The following is a 19,339-nucleotide window of genomic DNA, read 5'->3' as shown; positions in this document are numbered from 1 at the left end:
CCGTAAATTTGTTCTCACATTTTAATCTAAATTATTTGAACTATGTTCCTCGAAAATACCTTTAATCATAACAAAAAAAGTGGATGGATAGAAGTCATCTGTGGCTCAATGTTTTCTGGTAAAACCGAAGAACTTATACGCCGTCTAAAACGTGCCGAATTTGCCAAGCAACGTGTCGAAATCTTCAAACCTACGGTAGATACGCGCTATGCTGACCGTGAAGTCGTTTCGCACAATCAAAATTCTATTACATCAACACCTGTTGAGTATTCTTCAGCAATTTTATTATTGGCTGATGATTGCGATGTGGTAGGAATTGATGAAGCACAATTTTTTGATGACGGTATTGTAGACGTAGCCAATCAATTGGCAAATGAAGGCAAACGCGTTATAGTTGCTGGCTTGGATATGGATTTCAAAGGTCGTCCTTTTGGTCCTATGCCCAATTTAATGGCAACTGCCGAGTATGTAACAAAAGTTCATGCAATCTGCGTTCGTACAGGAAATTTAGCCAATTATTCGCACCGAAAAATTGACAGTGATCGCCTTGTAGAGCTTGGCGAAGTACTAGAATACGAACCATTAAGCCGAGTTGCTTTTTGGGAAGAACATAACAAACATAAAGTTGAAAACTTATAATCTAAATCAAATTGCAAGTATCATCAACGGTACTTTGATTGGAAACGGAGACGAAATCATCGATCAAATTTTCTTTGATTCGCGCATGATTGTCAATCCAACTCACGGAATTTTCTTTGCTTTTCACGGAAACCAAAAAGACGGGCATTTGTATTTGCAAGATGCTTATCAAAGAGGTATTCGAAATTTTGTCGTAGAAAAAGCGTTGACGAATTTGCCTCATGCAAATTTTATCGAGGTCAAAAATCCGCTTCTTGCTTTACAAAATTGGGCAAAAATTCATCGCAAACAATTTCATTTTCCTGTCATCGGAATTACTGGTTCCAATGGAAAAACTATTGTCAAAGAATGGTTGAATCAATTGTTATGGAAAAAATTCTCGATTGTTCGTAGTCCAAAAAGTTATAATTCTCAATTCGGAGCAGCACTTTCTGTTTTACAAATGGAGGAGAAAAACGATTTGGGTATTTTCGAAGCTGGAATTTCGATGCCAAATGAAATGCAAAATCTCGAAGAAATTATTCAACCTACAATTGGAGTGTTGACAAAAATCGGAGAAGCGCATTTAGAGAATTTCAAAAATCAAGATGAATTGATTCAGGAAAAACTGAAACTATTTTCTCATGTTGATAAATTAGTTTTCAATATCGAGAATGAAAAAGTTCATCAAGCTATTCTTGAAAATGCTCATTTAGCACAAATAGATAAATACACTTATGGTTACTCCAATTCTGCCACTGTACAAATCAAGAAAATACAAAGTAATCAGACTAATACACAAATTTCTATTTTACATAATCAAGAAGAATTCATCTATTCGATTCCTTTTATCGATGATGCTTCGATTAAAAATAGTTTAATTTGCTTAACGACTTTAATCAGTTTAAATATTGATTATAAACAACTTAAAAACGAATTTAATCAACTTCTACCAATCGAAATGCGTTTGGAAATTAAAGAAGCGATTAATCATTCAATTTTAATTAATGATACCTTCAATTCTGATCTAAATTCGTTAAAAATTGGTTTAAATGTACTAAATCAACAACCGCGCGACAAAAAATCGTTGGTGTTGACGGATATTTTACAAAGTAACTTATCTGACCACGATTTATATCAACAAGCTGCCGATTTAGTCAACCCTTATCATTTTGATGAGATTGTTTTGATTGGAGAAAAAATTTCTAAGTTCAAACATTTATTTGAATCCTATGTTCGCTCATTCAATTCGACTGAAGAATTCTTAGAACAGTTCAAACATCAACATGTCGACAACGAAGCCATTTTATTAAAAGGTGCTCGTCCGTTCAAATTAGAAAAAATCTCGAATGAATTAGAAACACGTTCCAACGATTCTGTTCTCGAAATTAATTTACAACACCTTATCGAGAATATAAATGTGTACCGCTCATTGCTAAAACCTACCACAAAATTGATGTGTATGGTAAAAGCGAACAGTTATGGAACAGGAAGTTTTGAGGTCGCAAATACCTTACAAAATAACGGTGTCGATTTCTTAGGAGTAGCAATTGCAGACGAAGGAAAAGAATTGCGCGAAGCTGGAATTACTGTTCCAATCATCGTCATGAATCCGGAACAAAGTAGTTATTCTACAGTTATCGATTATCAATTAGAGCCGGAGATCTATAGTTTGCGCGTCTTGAAACTATTCATTCAGAAACTACAAGAAAAACAGATTTCTTCGCCTTATCCAATTCACCTAAAAATGGAAACGGGTATGAATCGTCTTGGTTTTCACGAAGACGATTTCGAAGAGCTAATTGCCATTCTAAAAGATAATTCGCATGTCTATGTTCGCTCAATTTTCACGCATTTAGCAACTGCCGATATGCCAGAAGAGGAAGATTATGCGAGATACCAATTGAATCGTTTTGATAACAGTTATTCGGCAATTACAACTGCCTTAAATATAAAACCGATCAAACATGCGTTAAATTCTCCTGGAATTGTAGCGTATGGAGAGCATCAATATGATATGGTTCGTTTAGGAATCGGAATGTATGGCTACTCTGAATATACCGATTTTATGGAGAAATATTTGAAACCTGTTGTGCGTTTCAAAACGGTAATCTCTCAGATTTCAGAAATAGAAAAAGGCGAAACTGTAAGTTACGGTCGCCGTTTTACCGCGGCGCGTCATACCAAAATTGCAACTTTACCTGTTGGTTATGCAGACGGAATTCGTCGTTCGCTTGGTTACGGAAAAGGAAAAGTAGGTATCAATGGACATTTGGCTACAATTACCGGTACCATTTGTATGGATATGATGATGGTTGATGTAACCGATATTCCGTGCAAAGAAGGTGATGAAGTAACTATTTTTGGAAACTCACCAACTTTAGCCGACGTTACCGAATGGTTAGGAACAATTCCTTATGAAGTCTTAACTTCGGTTTCCCAACGTATAAAACGCGTTTATTACAAAGAATAATATACTAAAAGAGTTACTGAAAAGTAGCTCTTTTTTTGTATTTTTAAAAAAAATAAATGGATAAAATAATTAGATTAATTGAAGAGTATAGTAACTCTGACGATTCTCTGAACAATGAATTCGAATTAGAAATAATATCTGAACAGATTCTTTTTTATTTAAATGATTTTATCTTAAATGAGGATGATTATCCAACAGAAATTTATGATTCATATCCACTTTCTGTTTCACAAATAGAAAAACTAAAGCCTTTTCTAAAAGTAAATAAAGCTTTTTCTCCCAACTTTTCGAAGTTTTCATATTATTTAAGTTGTTATGAAAATAATGTAGAATAGTTAAACAATTCTACAACTTAGATTCAAAATTGTTATCTTTATTCCTCAATTTAAATCAATTTATGCGCAGTCTTTTTGCTTTCATTTTCATTATTTCAACCATGACCTTTGCTCAAGAAACAAAGAACGATTCAACACGTCTAAAAGTAGGTGTTGTATTGAGTGGTGGTGGTGCAAAAGGTTATGCACATGTTGGCGCTTTGAAGAAGATTGAAGAAGCAGGAATCAAAATTGATTACATCGGAGGTACAAGTATGGGCGCGATTATCGGCGGATTATATGCAGCTGGATATACACCTGACGAGCTTGAGAAAATCATGCATCAATTGGACATTTCTTCGCTGATTACTCAAAATAAAGATCGTGCAGAAATTCCTTTCTTCGAGAAAGCATACAAAGAAAAATATATCTTAGAATTACCTTTTGACAAGTTCAAATTAACTATTCCTAATGCCATTTCAAAAGGGCAAGGTCCGCTTGATTTGTTAACCTATTTATTGCGTCCAGTTCATGATATTGATGATTTCAATAAACTTCCAACACCTTTTGTTTGTATTGGAACCGATCTCGAAACTGGAGAAGAAAAAGTCTTTCGTTCGGGATTTTTACCTCGCATTATTTTGGCTTCGGGCGCTTATCCAACCATGTTAGATCCTGTCACAATTGATGGTAAAATATATGTTGATGGAGGCGTTGTCAACAATTTCCCCGTGAAAGAAGTGAAAGATATGGGGGCTGATATTATTATCGGTGTCGAATTGGGTGATGGTTTACAAAAACGTGATGATCTAAATTCTGCTATTGATATTTTGAGTCAAATTATGACGATGAGTATCGTTAAAAAAACAAATGAGCAGAAAAAATTAGTCGATTTATTGATTAAACCAGAGTTAAAAGAATATGCAGTTACAAGTTTTGACGAAGTAGATTCTATTTACAATCGTGGACTTATTGCTTCGGAAAAAGTATATGATCAACTCAAAGAAATTGCAAAAAAACAGCATGCTTCCAATAAAACTCGAAACGAAATTAAACTTGATGATTATGTTTTGGTGAAAGAAATTGAAGTAGAAGGATTGAAAAACTTCAACACAAATTACATCGAAGGTAAGCTAGGGATTCGTACTCCTGAAATTATAAAATATGATGATTTAAAAGCTGGAATTTCGAAATTGTATGCTTCTGGAAACTTCAATAATATCACGTATAAAATCTCAGAAATTAACGATGAAGAGAATTTATTGACGTTAAAAGTTCAAGAAAATAAGACCAAACAATCAATCCGTTTTGGATTACATTACGATGATTTATTCAAAACAGGATTACTTTTAAACTTCACTTCAAAGAATTTATTTGTCAAAAACTCGGTGCTATCTGCTGATGTTGTGGTTGGAGATTATGCGCGATATAACATCAATTTTTTCATTGATAATGGATATCTTCCAAGTATCGGTTTCAACTCTTTTTCGCATTATTTTGACAAAGAAATTGATTTAAGAAACTTCTTTGGTCAAGATAATATCTACAAAAAAGTAAATTATAACTTTAGAGAATACATCAATCAAATCTATATTCAATCCACGATTAAAGAAAAATTTGCGATTGGCGTTGGATTAGAGCATCAATACACAAAAGTTTTCACAAATAATTTTATTGCTTCAAATGAAGAATTTCCAGCAAAATCTGAAGGTTATTATTGGAAAGCGTATGGATATATCAAAGCAGATAATCGAAATAATGCAAATTTTGCGCGTAGTGGTTTAAAATTTGATGGAAGCTTTAAGTATTTGTTTGATTCTAATGTAACTGGATTCGAAAATAACTATTTGTTAGAATCGAGTTTAGAGGCAAATTTTCCGTTAAATAATTTCCTAAGTTACAGATTTACTGCTAACTTTGGAACCTTTTTCAACGATAATGTAACAATGCCTCAGAAGTTTTATCTCGGAGGTTATGTTGAACAAGATTTTTTCAATTATACCAAGTTTTATGGGCTTCCTTTTGGCTCTGCGATTGGCGACAATCAATTGCTTTTTGGCTCTCATATCCAAGCTCGAATTTTGAAAAATCATTACACAAGTCTATTTATGAATATAGCAAATATCACAGATAGATTTGAGCAACTAAGTTTAACAGATTACAAATATCTTGGGTATGGCGTTACCTATGGCTACGATAGTCCATTAGGACCTTTAAATTTCATTTGGAGTTATTCGCCTTACACAAAAAAAGGATTATTTAATTTAAGTTTAGGTTACTGGTTTTAGAACAATGATAGAATTATTTTACGAAACAGATTTTGAGCTAAAAGATGCTCAAACTTGGATAGATTGGATCGTAGAGAGTATGAAGAATGAAGGGAAAATATTAGAAGATTTAAACTATATTTTCTGTGATGATGAATACTTACTTCAAATTAATCGACAATATTTAGACCACGATTATTACACAGATGTTATCGGTTTCGATAATTCTATTGAAGACGAATTGATGGGTGATATTTTTATTAGCGTCGAACGAATCAAAGATAATGCAGAGCAAAATGGTGTTTCTTTTGAAAACGAATTGGCTCGTGTTGTTATCCACGGAATATTACATTTTGCTGGTTATATGGACAAGGAACCAGATGACAAAGAATTGATGACTGCTAAAGAAAATCAATATTTAGAAACATTTAGTAGCTATCTAAATCAATAATGTTCCACGTGGAACATTTATTATTTTAACAAGAAAAATAAGTTTACAATCAAATGATATTTCAATCAGAATATGATGTAATTGTAGTTGGTGGTGGTCACGCAGGTGCAGAAGCAACAGCGGCAGCAGCCAATTTAGGAGCAAAAACGCTTCTTGTTACAATGAACTTACAAACAATCGGACAAATGTCTTGTAATCCTGCTATGGGTGGAATAGCAAAAGGACAAATTGTTCGCGAGATTGACGCTTTAGGTGGATACTCTGGTATTATTACCGACAAAACTGCGATTCAATTCAAGATGCTGAATCAATCAAAAGGTCCAGCGATGTGGTCGCCACGTGCGCAATCAGACCGTATGCGTTTTGCAGAAGAATGGCGTTTATCTTTAGAGAGAACAGAGAATGTTGACTTCTTTCAAGATATGGTTAAAAATTTAATCATTGAAAATGGTAAAGTTTGTGGAGTAATTACAGCAATGGGAATGAAAATTCGTTCTAAATCTGTTGTGCTTACAAATGGTACTTTCTTGAATGGTTTGATTCATATCGGGGAAAAACAATTTGGAGGTGGACGTATGGGAGAATCAGCTGCTTTCGGAATTACGGAACAATTAGTTGATTTAGGTTTCGAAGCTGGTCGTATGAAAACAGGAACTCCTCCACGTGTAGATGGTCGTTCTATCGATTATACGAAAATGGTTGAGCAACCAGGAGATGAAAATCCTTCAAAATTTTCATATACAAATACGCCAAAATTAACAAAACAACGTTCTTGTTGGATTACCTATACGAATCAAGAAGTTCACGATTTATTGCGCGAAGGTTTTGATCGTTCTCCAATGTTTAACGGAACAATTAAATCGACTGGACCAAGATATTGTCCATCTATCGAAGATAAAATTAATCGTTTTGCAGACAAAGATCGTCATCAGATTTTTGCAGAACCAGAAGGTTGGCACACAATGGAATTCTACATAAATGGATTCTCAACATCTTTGCCTGATGATATTCAAGCAAGAGCTTTACGTTCTGTTCCTGGGTTTGAAAATGCTAAAATTTTACGTCCTGGTTATGCCATCGAATACGATTATTTTCCACCAACACAATTAAAACATACATTAGAAACTAAGCTAATCGAAAACTTATATTGTGCTGGGCAAATTAACGGAACAACAGGATACGAAGAAGCAGCTTCTCAAGGTTTGATGGCAGGTATAAATGCAGTATTGAAAATTCAAGGAAAGGATCCATTTATCTTAAATCGTAATGAAGCGTATATAGGAGTTTTAATCGACGATTTAATTACAAAAGGTACAGAAGAACCATATCGTATGTTTACGTCTCGTGCAGAATATCGTATCTTATTGAGACAAGATAATGCTGATGAACGTTTGACAAGAAAAAGTTTTGAACTTGGTTTAGCCTCAGAAGATCGCTTAAGAAGAATGGAAGAAAAATTTGACAAAGCTGAAAAGCTTGTTAATTATTTCGAAGAAAATTCAATCAAGCCACAAGAGATAAATGATGTAATTGAAGAGCGCGAAGGAACACCTTTGAAACAACCAAACAAAATGATTTCGGTTATTTCTCGTCCTGAATTAAAGCTTTCTGATTTCACAAAATTGAATCGTGTGAAAGAATTTATTGAAACGAATGAATACGATCAAGAAGAATTAGAGCAAACAGAAATTCAGATCAAATACAAAGGTTATATTAAGAAAGAACAACAGAATGCAGATAAATTGCATCGTTTGGAAAATCTAAAAATTCCAGCTGATATAGATTATCATGTTTTTGGTTCGATGTCGATAGAAGCTCGTCAAAAATTAACAAAAATAAAACCTGCAACGGTAGCGCAAGCATCAAGAATTAGTGGTGTGTCGCCAGCAGATATAAGTGTATTATTAATTTACATGGGAAGATAATATGGAAAATGTTCCACGTGAAACATCTCAAGAAAATCCTTCAAAAGAAGGATTTTCTGGTATTAAGAAATTAGATTTAAAAGATTATTTTTTAACAGGAGAAAAGTTCGAGATTTACGAAGATTCAGAAACCGAAGTTTTGTACACTCTCCCCCAGCCTATCGAAAATTTAGGAAAGTATTACGAAAGTAAAAATTACATTTCCCATACCGATGGAAAGAAATCTATTTTCGAACGTTTTTATCAAATGGCAAAATCAATCAATCTAAATAATAAATTAGAATTGATTAATAAAGTTGGTACTGGTAAAAAAATTCTAGATTATGGTTGTGGAGTTGGAGATTTTTTAGAGCATCTTCAAAAAAATGGTTACGATGTTTTGGGAATGGAACCAAATGATTCGGCAAGACGAATTGCGCAATCAAAAGTTGGAATAGAAAAAGTTACTTCTACAGAATTAGAACAGAATACAGAAAAGTATGATGTGATTACCTTGTGGCATGTTTTAGAACATATCCCTAATCTGAAAGAAATAATTACAGAACTAAAGAAACATTTAACAAAAAGTGGTATCTTAGTAGTAGCTGTACCAAACCACCAATCGTATGATGCTAAATATTATGGTGAACATTGGGCGGCTTATGATGTACCTCGTCATTTATGGCATTTCACAGAAACCAGCATGCGAAAGTTATTTAGCAACTTTGGTATGAAAATTGAATCTATCCACCCGATGAAATTAGATTCGTTTTATGTGAGTCTACTATCTGAAAAATATAAAGGTAATAAATTAGGTTTTATCAATGCGCTTAGAATTGGTTTGAAGTCTAATGCTCAAGCTAAAAAAACAGGTCAATATTCGTCTTTAATCTATATTATTAAAGCTGAAAATTAAAATAAGCGTTTTTAAAGAATGATTATCTAATCAGACGTATTAGGAGTCGTTTTTTTTCTAAAACTTTATTAAATCTAATTTATAAAAGCCGTTTTTTAAGATTAATAATAGATAAAATAAATAGCTATGAAAAAAAGTATTTTATTATTTGGGATATGCGCTTCAGCATTTTTAACTTCTTGTGCATCTACAACCGTTGCAAAACAAGAAATACAAACAGGTAAAGAAGTAAGAGGTGCATGGACTTTGACAAATGTAGACTACCAAGGTTTAACAACAAACGAGGTACAAGGTAATGTAAAAGTTACAGATGCAGTTGCGAAAGTTTTTGACACAGCAAACCCAGAATGTTATGAAGGTTCAACATGGAACTTAGTTCAAAACAACAAAAAAGGAACATATACATTTAATAACGCTGGCGGAGATTGCCCTTCAGGAACAGCTAATATTATTTGGGATTTACAACAAGATGGTTCTACAACTTACTTTATCTTCAAAGATGTTACAGGAATCAAAGCGAAACAAAATACAGCAGGATATAAAATGCGTGTAGATTATGTTGATGCAAATTCGATGAAATTGGTACAAGATATCAATGCAAATGGAAAAATTGCACAAGTGATTTATAACTTCGTACGTTAATCAACAATTTAAAAAACTTAGAAATTATGAAAAAAATAAATACTAAAATAGCTGCAATTGTATTGGGAGGATCATTTATGATGTCTTCTTGTACAGCTGTACAAAATGCAAATAATACACAAAAAGGTGCTGGTATTGGTGCTGTTGCTGGTGGTGTTATTGGAGGAATCTTAGGTAATAATATCGGTAAAGGTGGTAACACTGCTTTAGGTGCTGTAATCGGAGCTGCTGTAGGTGGAGCTGCTGGTGGTGTTATTGGTAACAATATGGATAAACAAGCGCAAAAAATTGAGCAAGTTTTACCAGGTGCAGAAGTTGTAAGAACTGAAGAAGGAATTAACTTAATTTTAGATGAAAACTCTAAAGTTACTTTTGATTACAATAAAGCTTCTTTAACTGCTGTTGCTAAATCTAACTTAGATAAATTAGTAGAAGTTTTCAACGAATATCCTGATACAGATTTATTAATCGTTGGACATACTGATAACGTAGGTTCTCAAAATTATAACTTACCATTATCTCAAAAACGTGCACAATCTGTAAAAGACTATTTAGTTTCTAAAGGTATTGCTTCTTCTCGTTTAACATCTAAAGGAAAAGGTTTAGAAGAGCCAATTGCTGATAATACAACTGCAGAAGGACGTGCTCAAAACCGTCGTGTAGAAATTGCGATTACTGCAAATGCAAAAATGAAAGCGGACGCTGCTAAAGAAGCAAACGGACAATAATTCATTTCAATATAAAACAAGAAAAGCGTTCAAGATTTGAACGCTTTTTTTTATGTTTAATAAGTTTATAATTATTTAAAATTAATCACAAACCATTTGTTATTGATCTTTTCTAAAGTCACTTGATACGTCTTAGAAGACTGGTCTTTTAAATTTGCATGAACTTCTACTAATGCAACTTTTTCGTCAGCATCCAACACTTTTGCATCATTAATTGTTGCTTGCTCTAAATTTTTAATTGTTTCATCAGAAGAAAATTTTTGAAAAGTATTCCACTCTCCACTTCTTGTCAATGCAAAAGCGCCAGAATAATTCTTCTTCGATAAATTCGTCATAAAACGATTCGAAAGAGATTTTACCATTCCTGCTTCTTTGCTCACATGAGCAGGCGTACTTTCAACCGCAGCCGAATCTACAACTTCTGTAGCTCCAACTAAATTCAACGGAACTTTTACTGCTTTACGATTCGTTAAATAACGTTCAGAATTCGGAATTCGAACCAAAATATCCAAACGATCACTTTTAATTTTAGAAGCATCTAAAGATGAATATTTAATATTAATTGCATTCTTTCTATACAAATCATCCATTGAATTTGGATCGATTGTCGAACGAAATGTGTACACAATACTACCTGAATTAAAAACTTCTATCGTTGCTGTTACAGCTTGATCTAACTGTATTTCCTCTCCTTGTGCATTATAAAAGAATGGCGAAATTGCAATTCCTGTATCATCTTGTTTTACACTAAAATCAAAACGTTGTACATTAGAAGTTGGTTCAGTAGGCGTTTCTACAGTTTCAATTGCACCTGGTTTTGGAATTCCATTCACCAAAGGAACTTGATTTCTATTCCAAGTAAATTTATTTTGTAACGCAACTTTTTCAGCAATATCAAAAACTTCATCTACCGTTTTTCCATCCAACAACGTACGCACAATTCCCCAACGCGCTTCATTATCCATTGATTGACTTGTGTTGTACTCGAAAATAATTTGCAAAGCTTCCTTAAATTTATCTTGTTGCATAACAGGCAAAGCCTTCGAAATTTTGTCTACCGTTTCACTAAAAGTTTGTGCAGATGTAGAATCAATTTCAATGTTATCATTTTTACAACTGATAATCATTAAAGCGAAAGATGCAATGATGAATAAACGTTTCATATAGTATAGATTAATACGTTTTGAGTTAAAGTTTTATAAGCAGTAAATATACTAAATACTTGTGTTGATAATGATATTTTTTTTAACAAAAAAAGCAGATTCATTTCTGAAATCTGCTCTATATATAAAACAACTAAAACTTGAAAAAATTTCTAAATATCCATAGGAACTTCGATTAACATCAAGCAAGAATCTTTCGTTACATTAAACGAAAACTCATTTGTATCTTTAATCTCGATGACATCTCTTCTTCCTAATTTGTTTCCATCAAATTCAACTTCTCCTTCTACAACCATAAAGAAAACACCATTTCCTTCTTTTTGTACTTTGTATGTTTCTTGTTTATCTTCTGTATAATTTCCTAAGAAAATCCACGCATCTTGATGAATCCAAACTCCTTGATCGTCCGCATTTGGAGAAAGAACTTGGTATAATTCGTTTTCTTTAGCAACTTCACGAACAGAAATTTGTTGATAACGAGGCTCAACATTCATTTTATTTGGAATAATCCAAATCTGAAAAAAATGTCCTTCTTGGTTTTCATAAGCATTCATTTCGCTATGAAAAACTCCTGTACCTGCACTCATTACTTGTACATCCCCAGACTCAATTACAGAACCAGTTCCCATTGAATCTTCGTGCGAAATTCCTCCTTTTGTAGGAATTGTAATAATCTCCATATTATCATGAGGATGTTTTCCAAATCCCATACCTCCAGTAATTATATCATCATTTACAACACGCAATGCACCAAAATGAATACGAGCTGGATCGTAATAATTCGCAAAACTATAAGAATGTTTAGAGTTTAACCATCCGTGATTTCCTCCTCCTCTTGATTCTGATTTAAATATTTGGTAATTCATAGTAATTTATTTTTATACAAATTTATGGCGCAAAAAAAACTTATCTATTGATATGTGATAAGTTATCAATTAACACACCAAGATGATGAATAGAACTTTTTTTAAATCATTAACGAAATGTTAAAAATAATTTATATTTTAGCATTCAGTTAACACATGAGACATATATATGCTATCAATTTCAGGCGAATCGACATTTAATGTTATACTTTGGATTCTATTCCAAATCGTTCTTGTTATTATAGTAGCAGTTATTTTGTATAAAGTTTACAAAAAACTTACAAAATGAAAAAAGGTTCCGAAATTTCGGAACCTTTTTAGCTTATATCAATTAATCATTTTATTGATTATTCTTCCAATCAATTATTTTATCACGAATAAATTCTGCTAATTTCACTTTACTTTGATGTGTCCAACCAGCAATATGTGGTGCTAAAACAACATTATCTGCTTGAATTAAATACTGAAATTCTTCTGGTAACTCAGATGCAACTAATTTCTCGAAACTCGATTTTTCGAATTCTAAAACATCTAAAGCAGCTCCTAAAATTTTTCCTGTTTTCATTGCTTCAACCAAATCTTTTGTCACAACAGATTTTCCACGAGCTGTATTCACAAAATAAAATGGTTTTTTGAAATTAGAAATAAATTCTGCATTAATCATTTGCATAGTTTCTGGCGTTTGCGGCGTATGTAAACTCACAACATCAGCTTGCTCAAAAAACTCTTCTAACGTAACTTGTTTTGCAAATTCATCTCCTTTGTTTAGCAAAATATCATAACAAATTACATTAACTTCAAAACCTTGCAGACGTCTCGCAAAAGCATTTCCCATATTTCCATAACCAATAATCCCAACCGTTTTTCCTTTCAACTCATCACCACGATTTTCTTCACGTTTCCAAATTCCATTACGAACTTCGTTATCAGCTCTACGCAAATGATGCATCAACATCAACAACATACCAATCGCATGTTCACCAACAGAATCTCGGTTTCCTTCGGGAGAATTAAATAAAACAATGTTATTTTCGGCTGCAAACTCTTCGTCAATATTCTCCAAGCCTGCCCCTACTCTACCAATAAACTTTAAATTTGTTGCTTTTGCCAAAAAATCTTTATCAATTGGAAATCTACTCCTTACAATCATTCCATCATATTCATTGATCTTTTGTTCGATGGTTTCTTTAGGCGAAGTATAATCTTCATCAACAATAAAACCCGCATCGCGAAGTCCATTATTCAGACATTCATGATTAGAATCAATTGCTAAAATTTTATAAGAAGTTTTCATTGTAAAAATTTTAATCAAAGTTACAACGAAACAAAGTACTATTCTATAAACTAAAGCTAAAATTGGTTACAAACAAATCGTTTACAACTACGTTAATAACATTTTAATTAATTGAAAATGTATAATTTATATTGTTAATTAAATAGATAATTAAGGTTTAAAAAATGATTTTTAAAGCATTTGGTAAGACTTTAACTTTTACTTGAAGTGAATCGGTTTTATGAATCTCTCCATCAAGCTGATACGTAATCGGATTATGATCTAAACTTTCAATCTTGAATTTCTTAACTTTTCGATACTTTGCTTTGTTCAAAAAATCAATCTTTTTGGCTAAAACCAATACCGAAAAATAAAACTGTTCGAAAACATCTAAATCTTCTATCATCAATAAATCCAATTCTCCATCAGACAAATCAGCTTTTGGTGTAAAAGATATCCCATAACCAGCAATGTTAGAATTAGAACAGAAAAGATAATAAAAACTCTTCTCGATAATTGCATCATCTATATAAAGACGAAACAATTTAGATTTATAATTCAACAACGTTTTCACAGAAGCATCAACATAACCAGTAATCGTACGCTTTTGATTTTCTTCATACGTTTTGATAACCTCTGCATCAATCCCAAAACCTAAATTGCTAAAAAAATACTTGTCCTCTACTCTACCAACATCAATTTTGTGAATAGCATTTGATCTGATAATTTCAATCGATTTGTTAGGATCTTTCGGAATATTAAGATTTGTTGCCAAACCATTTCCAGATCCGGCAGGAATTATTCCCAATGGAATATTTTTTTTCACCAAAGCACTCGCCACTTCATTGATTGTCCCATCACCACCGCACGCAACAATCACATCCGAATTTTCAGCAATCGCCTCCTTCACCAATTCTTTTGCATGAAATTGATAAGCAGTTTCTTTCAAAACGATTTCATCTGAAGAATCAAATTTTGATTGTAAAAAATCGAGCGAAATATCGTGTTTTGCGTTTCCAGAATTTGGATTAACAATGAAAGTGTACTTCATTTTTTGGGAATTGAAATTTATCAAAACACAAAAATAAGAAATCTAAAAGAATCGAGCTATTTAACGTCTTTTTTTGAGGAAAAACTATCAAAAACTTTCTAACTTTGTAGTATGAAAATTAAAGAAATTCAAAACGAAATAGTAGACGAATTCTCATTTTTTGAAGATTGGGAACAACGCTACGAATATTTGATCGAGTTAGGAAAAAGCTTAAATACTTTACCAGAAGAAGCAAAAACAGATGATAAAATCATCAAAGGTTGTCAATCTTCTGTTTGGTTAGATGCAGAATTGGACGGTGATACTATCGAATTTAAAGCTGATTCTAATGCTATTTTACCAAAAGGAATTGCGGCATTATTGGTGAGAATGTACAATCATCAAACGCCAAAAGATATTTTAGAATCGGATACAGATTTTATCAACGAAATTGGTTTATCAGAATTTTTATCTCCAACACGTGCAAACGGATTATTGGCGATGATAAAACAATTCAAATTTTATGCGATTGCATTTCAATCAAAACAAAATAATAGTTAGACGCATCATCTAATCAACCTTATAAAATAATGAACGACTTTTTAGGCCAAGCATTTATTTTTCTTTTTTCCGCTGTAATCTGCGTTCCTATTTCCAAAAAATTAGGAATGGGTTCAGTTTTAGGTTACTTAATTGCAGGAGTTTTAATTGGACCTTATGTGCTGAAATTTGTTGGCAATGACGGAACAGACATTATGCACGCCACAGAATTTGGTGTAGTAATGATGCTTTTTTTGGTCGGATTAGAACTTGATCCAAAGGAATTCTGGAAGATGAAAAATAAAATCATCAACCTTGGTGGAATGCAAGTTTTGGGGACGATAATTATTGCAACTTTAGTCGGAATGTTTGCCTTGAAAATGGATTTTTCTTTGGCTGTTTCTATAGCTTTTGCAATAACCATGTCTTCAACAGCCATTATTATGCAAACACTTAGCGAGAAAGGATTGACCAAAACAAGCATTGGAAAATCAACTTTTTCTGTTTTGTTATTTCAAGATATTATGGTAATTCCAATCTTGGCAATTATTCCACTTTTAGTCGGAGATTCTTTGATTCAATCCATTGGAGATGATTCTAAAAGTTTGTTAGTTGGTGGACCAGCGTTCATGAAAACCTTAGTTATTGTTGGTGCAATAACATTTATTTACGTAATTGCAAAGTACATTATTACACCTTATTTTAAGTATGTTGGACAATTACAAGTTCGAGAAATTTACACCGCTTCTGCCCTACTTTTAGTGATTGGAGTTTCTATTTTGATGCAAAAAGTTGGAATTTCTCCTGCTTTAGGAGCATTTATCGCAGGTGTTGTTTTGGCAAATAACGAATATAAACATCAATTAGAAAGTGATATAGAGCCGTTCAAATCATTATTATTAGGAATCTTTTTTATTGCGGTTGGATCAACGATTAACTTCAAATTAATTGCAGATAAACCTTTTATGATTCTTGGATTAACATTTGGAATAATGTTAATAAAATCTTTGGTTTTATGGTTTATTGGAATCAAACATAAATTTGATTTTGATCAAAAATGGCTGTTCATTTTACTTTTATCGCAAGTCGGAGAATTTGCTTTTGTTATCTTATCATTGACTCGAAATTTAGATATTCTAAACAAAGAATGGTACGATCTAATGTTAGCAACAACAGCTATTACAATGGTGATTACGCCTTTACTTTTAGTATTGAATGAGAAATTAATTCTAAAATATTTTGGTGTAAAAACAAAAGTAAAAACAATCATTGAAAACGATAAAATAAATCCAAATTCAGCTGATGGACAAATTATCATCGCAGGTTTTGGAGATTTTGGAAATACAATTAGCCGTGTATTGAAAAGTACTGGAATAAAATCGATTGTTTTGGATAACGATAGCGAGCGTGTAGAGAAAATGCGCAAACAAGGTTTTAATGTATTTTATGGTGATGCAACAAATGTTAACTTACTAAAATCGGCTGGTGCTGAACATGCAAAATATTTTGTAGCTGCTTTGGATCCTCCAGAAATTAATCAGAAATTAGTTTATATTGTTCGTAAAAACTTTCCGAATTTAGAAATTATTGTTCGTGCAAAAAATCGTAGTTATGCGTATAATTATTTGAAAGATGGTATAGACGAAGTTTATCGAGAAAACTTTTTCTCATCTGTTTACGTTGGAAGACAAATCTTAATAAAATACGGTTTTTCTCATGAAGAAGCATCTAAAATTGGTGAAATTTTCATAAAAAGTGACCGAAAGTCGTTACGTAAAATTGCAAAACATGCCGAAAATTCTGATCAATATTTTGAAGCATCTAAGCAAGAATTTGAAAAGCAAATGAAAATGGTTGCAAAAGAAATTAACAATAGGAATAATGGAGAAAACGAATCATAAAAAACTATTAGTTTTACGTTTTTCTGCTTTGGGCGATGTCACAATGATTGCTCCTGTTTTACAAGAGTTTATTGAACAAAATCCTAATGTCGAAGTTTATGTTGCTTCGCGCCCTTTTATGGGAAATATTTTCAAGCAATTTCCTCAAATCAAATTTATTTCGGTTGATTTGAACAAAAAATACAAAAGCTTTTTTAGCTTATTCAAATTATACAAAGAATTAAAACAATATAATTTTGATTATGTAGCTGATTTTCATAATGTAATCCGATCAAAAGTAATTACAACATTGTTTCAACTTAATGGAACAAGAACCGCTACTTTAGACAAAGGTCGTACAGAGAAAAGAGCTTTAATCAATCAAAAAAATCGCGTTTTTAAGCAATTAAAATTAACAACTGAACGCTATGCTGATGTTTTACGTCAACTTGGTTTTAACGTCAATTTAAAGCATAAAATCGAACCAAAATCGATTAAGGAACCAAAATCAATTGGAATTGCTCCCTTTGCTGCTTTTTCAAGTAAAATGTATCCCATCGAAAATATAAAAATCGTAGCGAAGAAATTAGCTGAAAATGGGTACAAAATTTATTTATTTGGCGGTGGAAAAGCTGAAATTGATGAATTAAAAACATGGGAAAATTTCAATCCAAACATCAAATCTTTAGCTGGAACAATCTCTTTTGAAGAAGAATTACAAGCAATTGCTAAATTAGAAGTAATGATTTCTATGGATAGCGCAAATATGCATTTAGCTTCGTTGATGGGAACGCGCACGATTTCTATTTGGGGTGGAACGCATCCGTTTGCCGGATTTTTGGGATATGGACAATCTATGAATGATGTGATACAAGACGAATCGATGAAAATTCGTCCGACTTCTATCTTCGGAAAAGATCCAAAAAAGTTTAAAAACTATGATTATTTTCAAAATTTGAGCGCCGAAGAAGTTTATCAACAAATCGTTGATAAGTTAGAAAAATAATACTTTTAAAAGCATCATATCGATGCTTTTCCTATTTTTATAAGAAATTAAAATCACATGAAGTATACATTTCTTATTCTTGCCTTATTCTCAAATTTTTTATTTGCACAAGAACCGAAAGTTATTTTGGTTACGTTGGATGGTGTTCGTTGGAAAGAAGTTTTCCGTGGAGTTGAAAAATCAATTTTAAATGATAAAAAATACAACTCACTTATTGTTCAAACTAATGAAAAATATTGGACAGAAGATTCTATAAAACGTCGCGAATTATTGATGCCATTTACATGGAAAACGATTAAAGAAAAAGGAGTTATTTTAGGAAATCGAGATGAACAAAGTTTTGTAAATCTTACCAACAAAAGATTATGGTCTTATCCTGGATACAACGAAATAATTACAGGAAAAGCTGATGATGAGCGAATTAAAAATAACAAAGATATTCCGAATCCTAATGTTTCAGTTTTTGAAATTGCAAATCAGCAAAAGAATTTAAACAATAAAGTAATGGCTTTTGGAAGCTGGAGAATGTATACAAATATTTTCAACCAAGAACGTTCTAAATTGTTGGTAAATGCAGGATATCAAAATAGTTTTAATCAAAATAAATCTGAACGAGAATTGCTTATCGAACGTTTTCAGTTAGAAACGCCAAAACAATGGTGGGGAACTAGATTTGACATTTTTACGCACGAATTTGCCTTAGAAGCCATGAAAAATCAGAAACCTAAATTACTTTTTATAGGTTATGGAGAAGCTGATGATTACGGACATGATGAAGATTACGATCAATATATTACTTCAATAAACCGCAACGATCGTATGATTGAAGAATTATGGAATTATGTACAAAGCGATCCATTCTATAAAGATCAAACAACGATTATTGTAACGACAGATCATGGACGTGGAAATGGAAACGAGTGGACGGATCACAATGATGAAGTAAAAGGCTCTGACGAAGGGTTTATTTTGCTGATTGGAAACGGAATTAATCCTAAAAATTTCAAACAAAAACAAACTTATCTCAATCAAATTGCCTCTACAATTGCTGATTTAATGAAAGTAAAAACATGGAATTATAAGGATTCTGGGAAGTCATTACTGTAAGAAAAATATAAATACAGAAAGATAAATTAGTATTAATACTTCTTTTAGCATNNATGCTAAAAGAAGTATTAATAATGAATCTTCACGTTTTCAAATAAACGATAAAAAACATTGAAAGAATTCTAAAATCGAAAAATTAGAAAAAGAAGATAAATTTCTTG

General features: G+C 32.3%; 17 protein-coding genes. 13 read left to right on the top strand and 4 right to left on the bottom strand.

The features are described 5' to 3' along the window. Positions 1-42: 42 nt before the first annotated feature. From B4A23_RS05905 to B4A23_RS05865, 9 genes are all read left to right on the top strand, one after another. Positions 43-639: a thymidine kinase gene (locus tag B4A23_RS05905; RefSeq protein WP_219034099.1), complete on the top strand. Its 597-nt coding sequence runs from the start codon at positions 43-45 to the stop codon at positions 637-639. Continuing rightward, positions 626-3,091 (top strand): bifunctional UDP-N-acetylmuramoyl-tripeptide:D-alanyl-D-alanine ligase/alanine racemase, encoded by a 2,466-nt coding sequence (locus B4A23_RS05900; protein ID WP_291118007.1) that lies wholly within the window; start codon positions 626-628, stop codon positions 3,089-3,091. The genes B4A23_RS05905 and B4A23_RS05900 overlap by 14 nt, the downstream gene beginning before the upstream one ends. Before the next feature lie 56 nt (positions 3,092-3,147). Continuing rightward, positions 3,148-3,426 carry a DUF7683 domain-containing protein gene (locus B4A23_RS05895; protein WP_291118004.1) on the top strand — a complete coding sequence of 93 codons (279 nt, stop codon included), beginning with the start codon at positions 3,148-3,150 and terminating at the stop codon, positions 3,424-3,426. A gap of 62 nt (positions 3,427-3,488) precedes the next feature. Continuing rightward, positions 3,489-5,693 carry a patatin-like phospholipase family protein gene (locus B4A23_RS05890; RefSeq protein WP_291118001.1) on the top strand — a complete coding sequence of 735 codons (2,205 nt, stop codon included), beginning with the start codon at positions 3,489-3,491 and terminating at the stop codon, positions 5,691-5,693. Positions 5,694-5,697: 4 nt separating this feature from the next. Then, positions 5,698-6,123, top strand: coding sequence for an rRNA maturation RNase YbeY (ybeY, locus tag B4A23_RS05885; RefSeq protein WP_291117998.1), 426 nt, complete (start codon positions 5,698-5,700; stop codon positions 6,121-6,123). A gap of 53 nt (positions 6,124-6,176) precedes the next feature. Beyond that, positions 6,177-8,048: a tRNA uridine-5-carboxymethylaminomethyl(34) synthesis enzyme MnmG gene (gene mnmG, locus B4A23_RS05880; RefSeq protein ID WP_286512465.1), complete on the top strand. Its 1,872-nt coding sequence runs from the start codon at positions 6,177-6,179 to the stop codon at positions 8,046-8,048. Between the two features lies 1 nt (position 8,049). Next, on the top strand, positions 8,050-8,943 hold the full coding sequence (locus B4A23_RS05875; protein ID WP_291117994.1) for a class I SAM-dependent methyltransferase: 894 nt from the start codon (positions 8,050-8,052) through the stop codon (positions 8,941-8,943). Between the two features lie 126 nt (positions 8,944-9,069). Next, a complete protein-coding gene (locus tag B4A23_RS05870) occupies positions 9,070-9,585 on the top strand; it encodes a lipocalin family protein (RefSeq protein WP_114998594.1) in 516 nt (171 codons plus the stop codon). 26 nt (positions 9,586-9,611) lie between these two features. Then, positions 9,612-10,313, top strand: coding sequence for an OmpA family protein (locus B4A23_RS05865; protein ID WP_286486618.1), 702 nt, complete (start codon positions 9,612-9,614; stop codon positions 10,311-10,313). A gap of 71 nt (positions 10,314-10,384) precedes the next feature. Here the strand turns inward: B4A23_RS05865 and B4A23_RS05860 are convergent, their stop codons facing one another. The 4 genes from B4A23_RS05860 to B4A23_RS05845 form a co-directional block, all read right to left on the bottom strand. Next, on the bottom strand, positions 10,385-11,476 hold the full coding sequence (locus B4A23_RS05860) for a hypothetical protein (RefSeq protein WP_291117991.1): 1,092 nt from the start codon (positions 11,474-11,476) through the stop codon (positions 10,385-10,387). 152 nt (positions 11,477-11,628) lie between these two features. After that, the gene (locus B4A23_RS05855; protein WP_291117988.1) at positions 11,629-12,342 is read right to left on the bottom strand and encodes a pirin family protein; all 714 of its coding nucleotides are present in this window, start codon (positions 12,340-12,342) and stop codon (positions 11,629-11,631) included. Positions 12,343-12,682: 340 nt separating this feature from the next. After that, entirely contained in the window at positions 12,683-13,636 is a 954-nt protein-coding gene (locus B4A23_RS05850; protein ID WP_291117986.1) for a 2-hydroxyacid dehydrogenase, read from the bottom strand. Between the two features lie 157 nt (positions 13,637-13,793). Beyond that, on the bottom strand, positions 13,794-14,666 hold the full coding sequence (locus B4A23_RS05845; RefSeq protein WP_291117983.1) for a diacylglycerol/lipid kinase family protein: 873 nt from the start codon (positions 14,664-14,666) through the stop codon (positions 13,794-13,796). A 111-nt stretch (positions 14,667-14,777) separates the two neighbouring features. Between B4A23_RS05845 and B4A23_RS05840 the strand changes: the two genes are divergently transcribed. Genes B4A23_RS05840 through B4A23_RS05825 form a run of 4 tightly spaced genes read left to right on the top strand, consistent with a single transcriptional unit; the run spans position 14,778 to position 19,178 of the window. After that, complete coding sequence (locus B4A23_RS05840; protein WP_038336207.1) at positions 14,778-15,206, top strand: SufE family protein; 429 nt, start codon at positions 14,778-14,780, stop codon at positions 15,204-15,206. A 29-nt stretch (positions 15,207-15,235) separates the two neighbouring features. Beyond that, complete coding sequence (locus B4A23_RS05835) at positions 15,236-17,086, top strand: monovalent cation:proton antiporter-2 (CPA2) family protein (protein ID WP_180905541.1); 1,851 nt, start codon at positions 15,236-15,238, stop codon at positions 17,084-17,086. Then, complete coding sequence (locus B4A23_RS05830) at positions 17,067-18,071, top strand: glycosyltransferase family 9 protein (protein ID WP_291117981.1); 1,005 nt, start codon at positions 17,067-17,069, stop codon at positions 18,069-18,071. The genes B4A23_RS05835 and B4A23_RS05830 overlap by 20 nt, the downstream gene beginning before the upstream one ends. Positions 18,072-18,128: 57 nt before the next feature. Further along, entirely contained in the window at positions 18,129-19,178 is a 1,050-nt protein-coding gene (locus B4A23_RS05825; protein ID WP_291117977.1) for an alkaline phosphatase family protein, read from the top strand. Positions 19,179-19,339 lie beyond the last annotated feature (161 nt).

Origin of the sequence: Empedobacter sp. UBA7248 (assembly GCF_002472945.1) — a bacterium.
Lineage (GTDB): Bacteria > Bacteroidota > Bacteroidia > Flavobacteriales > Weeksellaceae > Empedobacter > Empedobacter falsenii_C.
The sequence above is the reverse complement of the archived record's forward strand: the minus strand, read 5'-3'. Positions and strand labels throughout refer to the sequence as shown.

Excerpts from the sequence above, each read along its gene's own strand:
- B4A23_RS05860 (WP_291117991.1), bottom strand. The coding sequence starts at position 11,476 with ATGAAACGTTTATTCATCATTGCATCTTTCGCTTTAATGATTATCAGT.
- B4A23_RS05840 (WP_038336207.1), top strand. The coding sequence starts at position 14,778 with ATGAAAATTAAAGAAATTCAAAACGAAATAGTAGACGAATTCTCATTT.
- B4A23_RS05865 (WP_286486618.1), top strand. The coding sequence starts at position 9,612 with ATGAAAAAAATAAATACTAAAATAGCTGCAATTGTATTGGGAGGATCA.
- B4A23_RS05825 (WP_291117977.1), top strand. The coding sequence starts at position 18,129 with ATGAAGTATACATTTCTTATTCTTGCCTTATTCTCAAATTTTTTATTT.
- B4A23_RS05905 (WP_219034099.1), top strand. The coding sequence starts at position 43 with ATGTTCCTCGAAAATACCTTTAATCATAACAAAAAAAGTGGATGGATA.
- B4A23_RS05875 (WP_291117994.1), top strand. The coding sequence starts at position 8,050 with ATGGAAAATGTTCCACGTGAAACATCTCAAGAAAATCCTTCAAAAGAA.
- B4A23_RS05890 (WP_291118001.1), top strand. The coding sequence starts at position 3,489 with ATGCGCAGTCTTTTTGCTTTCATTTTCATTATTTCAACCATGACCTTT.
- B4A23_RS05855 (WP_291117988.1), bottom strand. The coding sequence starts at position 12,342 with ATGAATTACCAAATATTTAAATCAGAATCAAGAGGAGGAGGAAATCAC.
- B4A23_RS05830 (WP_291117981.1), top strand. The coding sequence starts at position 17,067 with ATGGAGAAAACGAATCATAAAAAACTATTAGTTTTACGTTTTTCTGCT.
- ybeY (WP_291117998.1), top strand. The coding sequence starts at position 5,698 with ATGATAGAATTATTTTACGAAACAGATTTTGAGCTAAAAGATGCTCAA.
- B4A23_RS05895 (WP_291118004.1), top strand. The coding sequence starts at position 3,148 with ATGGATAAAATAATTAGATTAATTGAAGAGTATAGTAACTCTGACGAT.
- B4A23_RS05850 (WP_291117986.1), bottom strand. The coding sequence starts at position 13,636 with ATGAAAACTTCTTATAAAATTTTAGCAATTGATTCTAATCATGAATGT.
- mnmG (WP_286512465.1), top strand. The coding sequence starts at position 6,177 with ATGATATTTCAATCAGAATATGATGTAATTGTAGTTGGTGGTGGTCAC.
- B4A23_RS05845 (WP_291117983.1), bottom strand. The coding sequence starts at position 14,666 with ATGAAGTACACTTTCATTGTTAATCCAAATTCTGGAAACGCAAAACAC.
- B4A23_RS05870 (WP_114998594.1), top strand. The coding sequence starts at position 9,070 with ATGAAAAAAAGTATTTTATTATTTGGGATATGCGCTTCAGCATTTTTA.
- B4A23_RS05835 (WP_180905541.1), top strand. The coding sequence starts at position 15,236 with ATGAACGACTTTTTAGGCCAAGCATTTATTTTTCTTTTTTCCGCTGTA.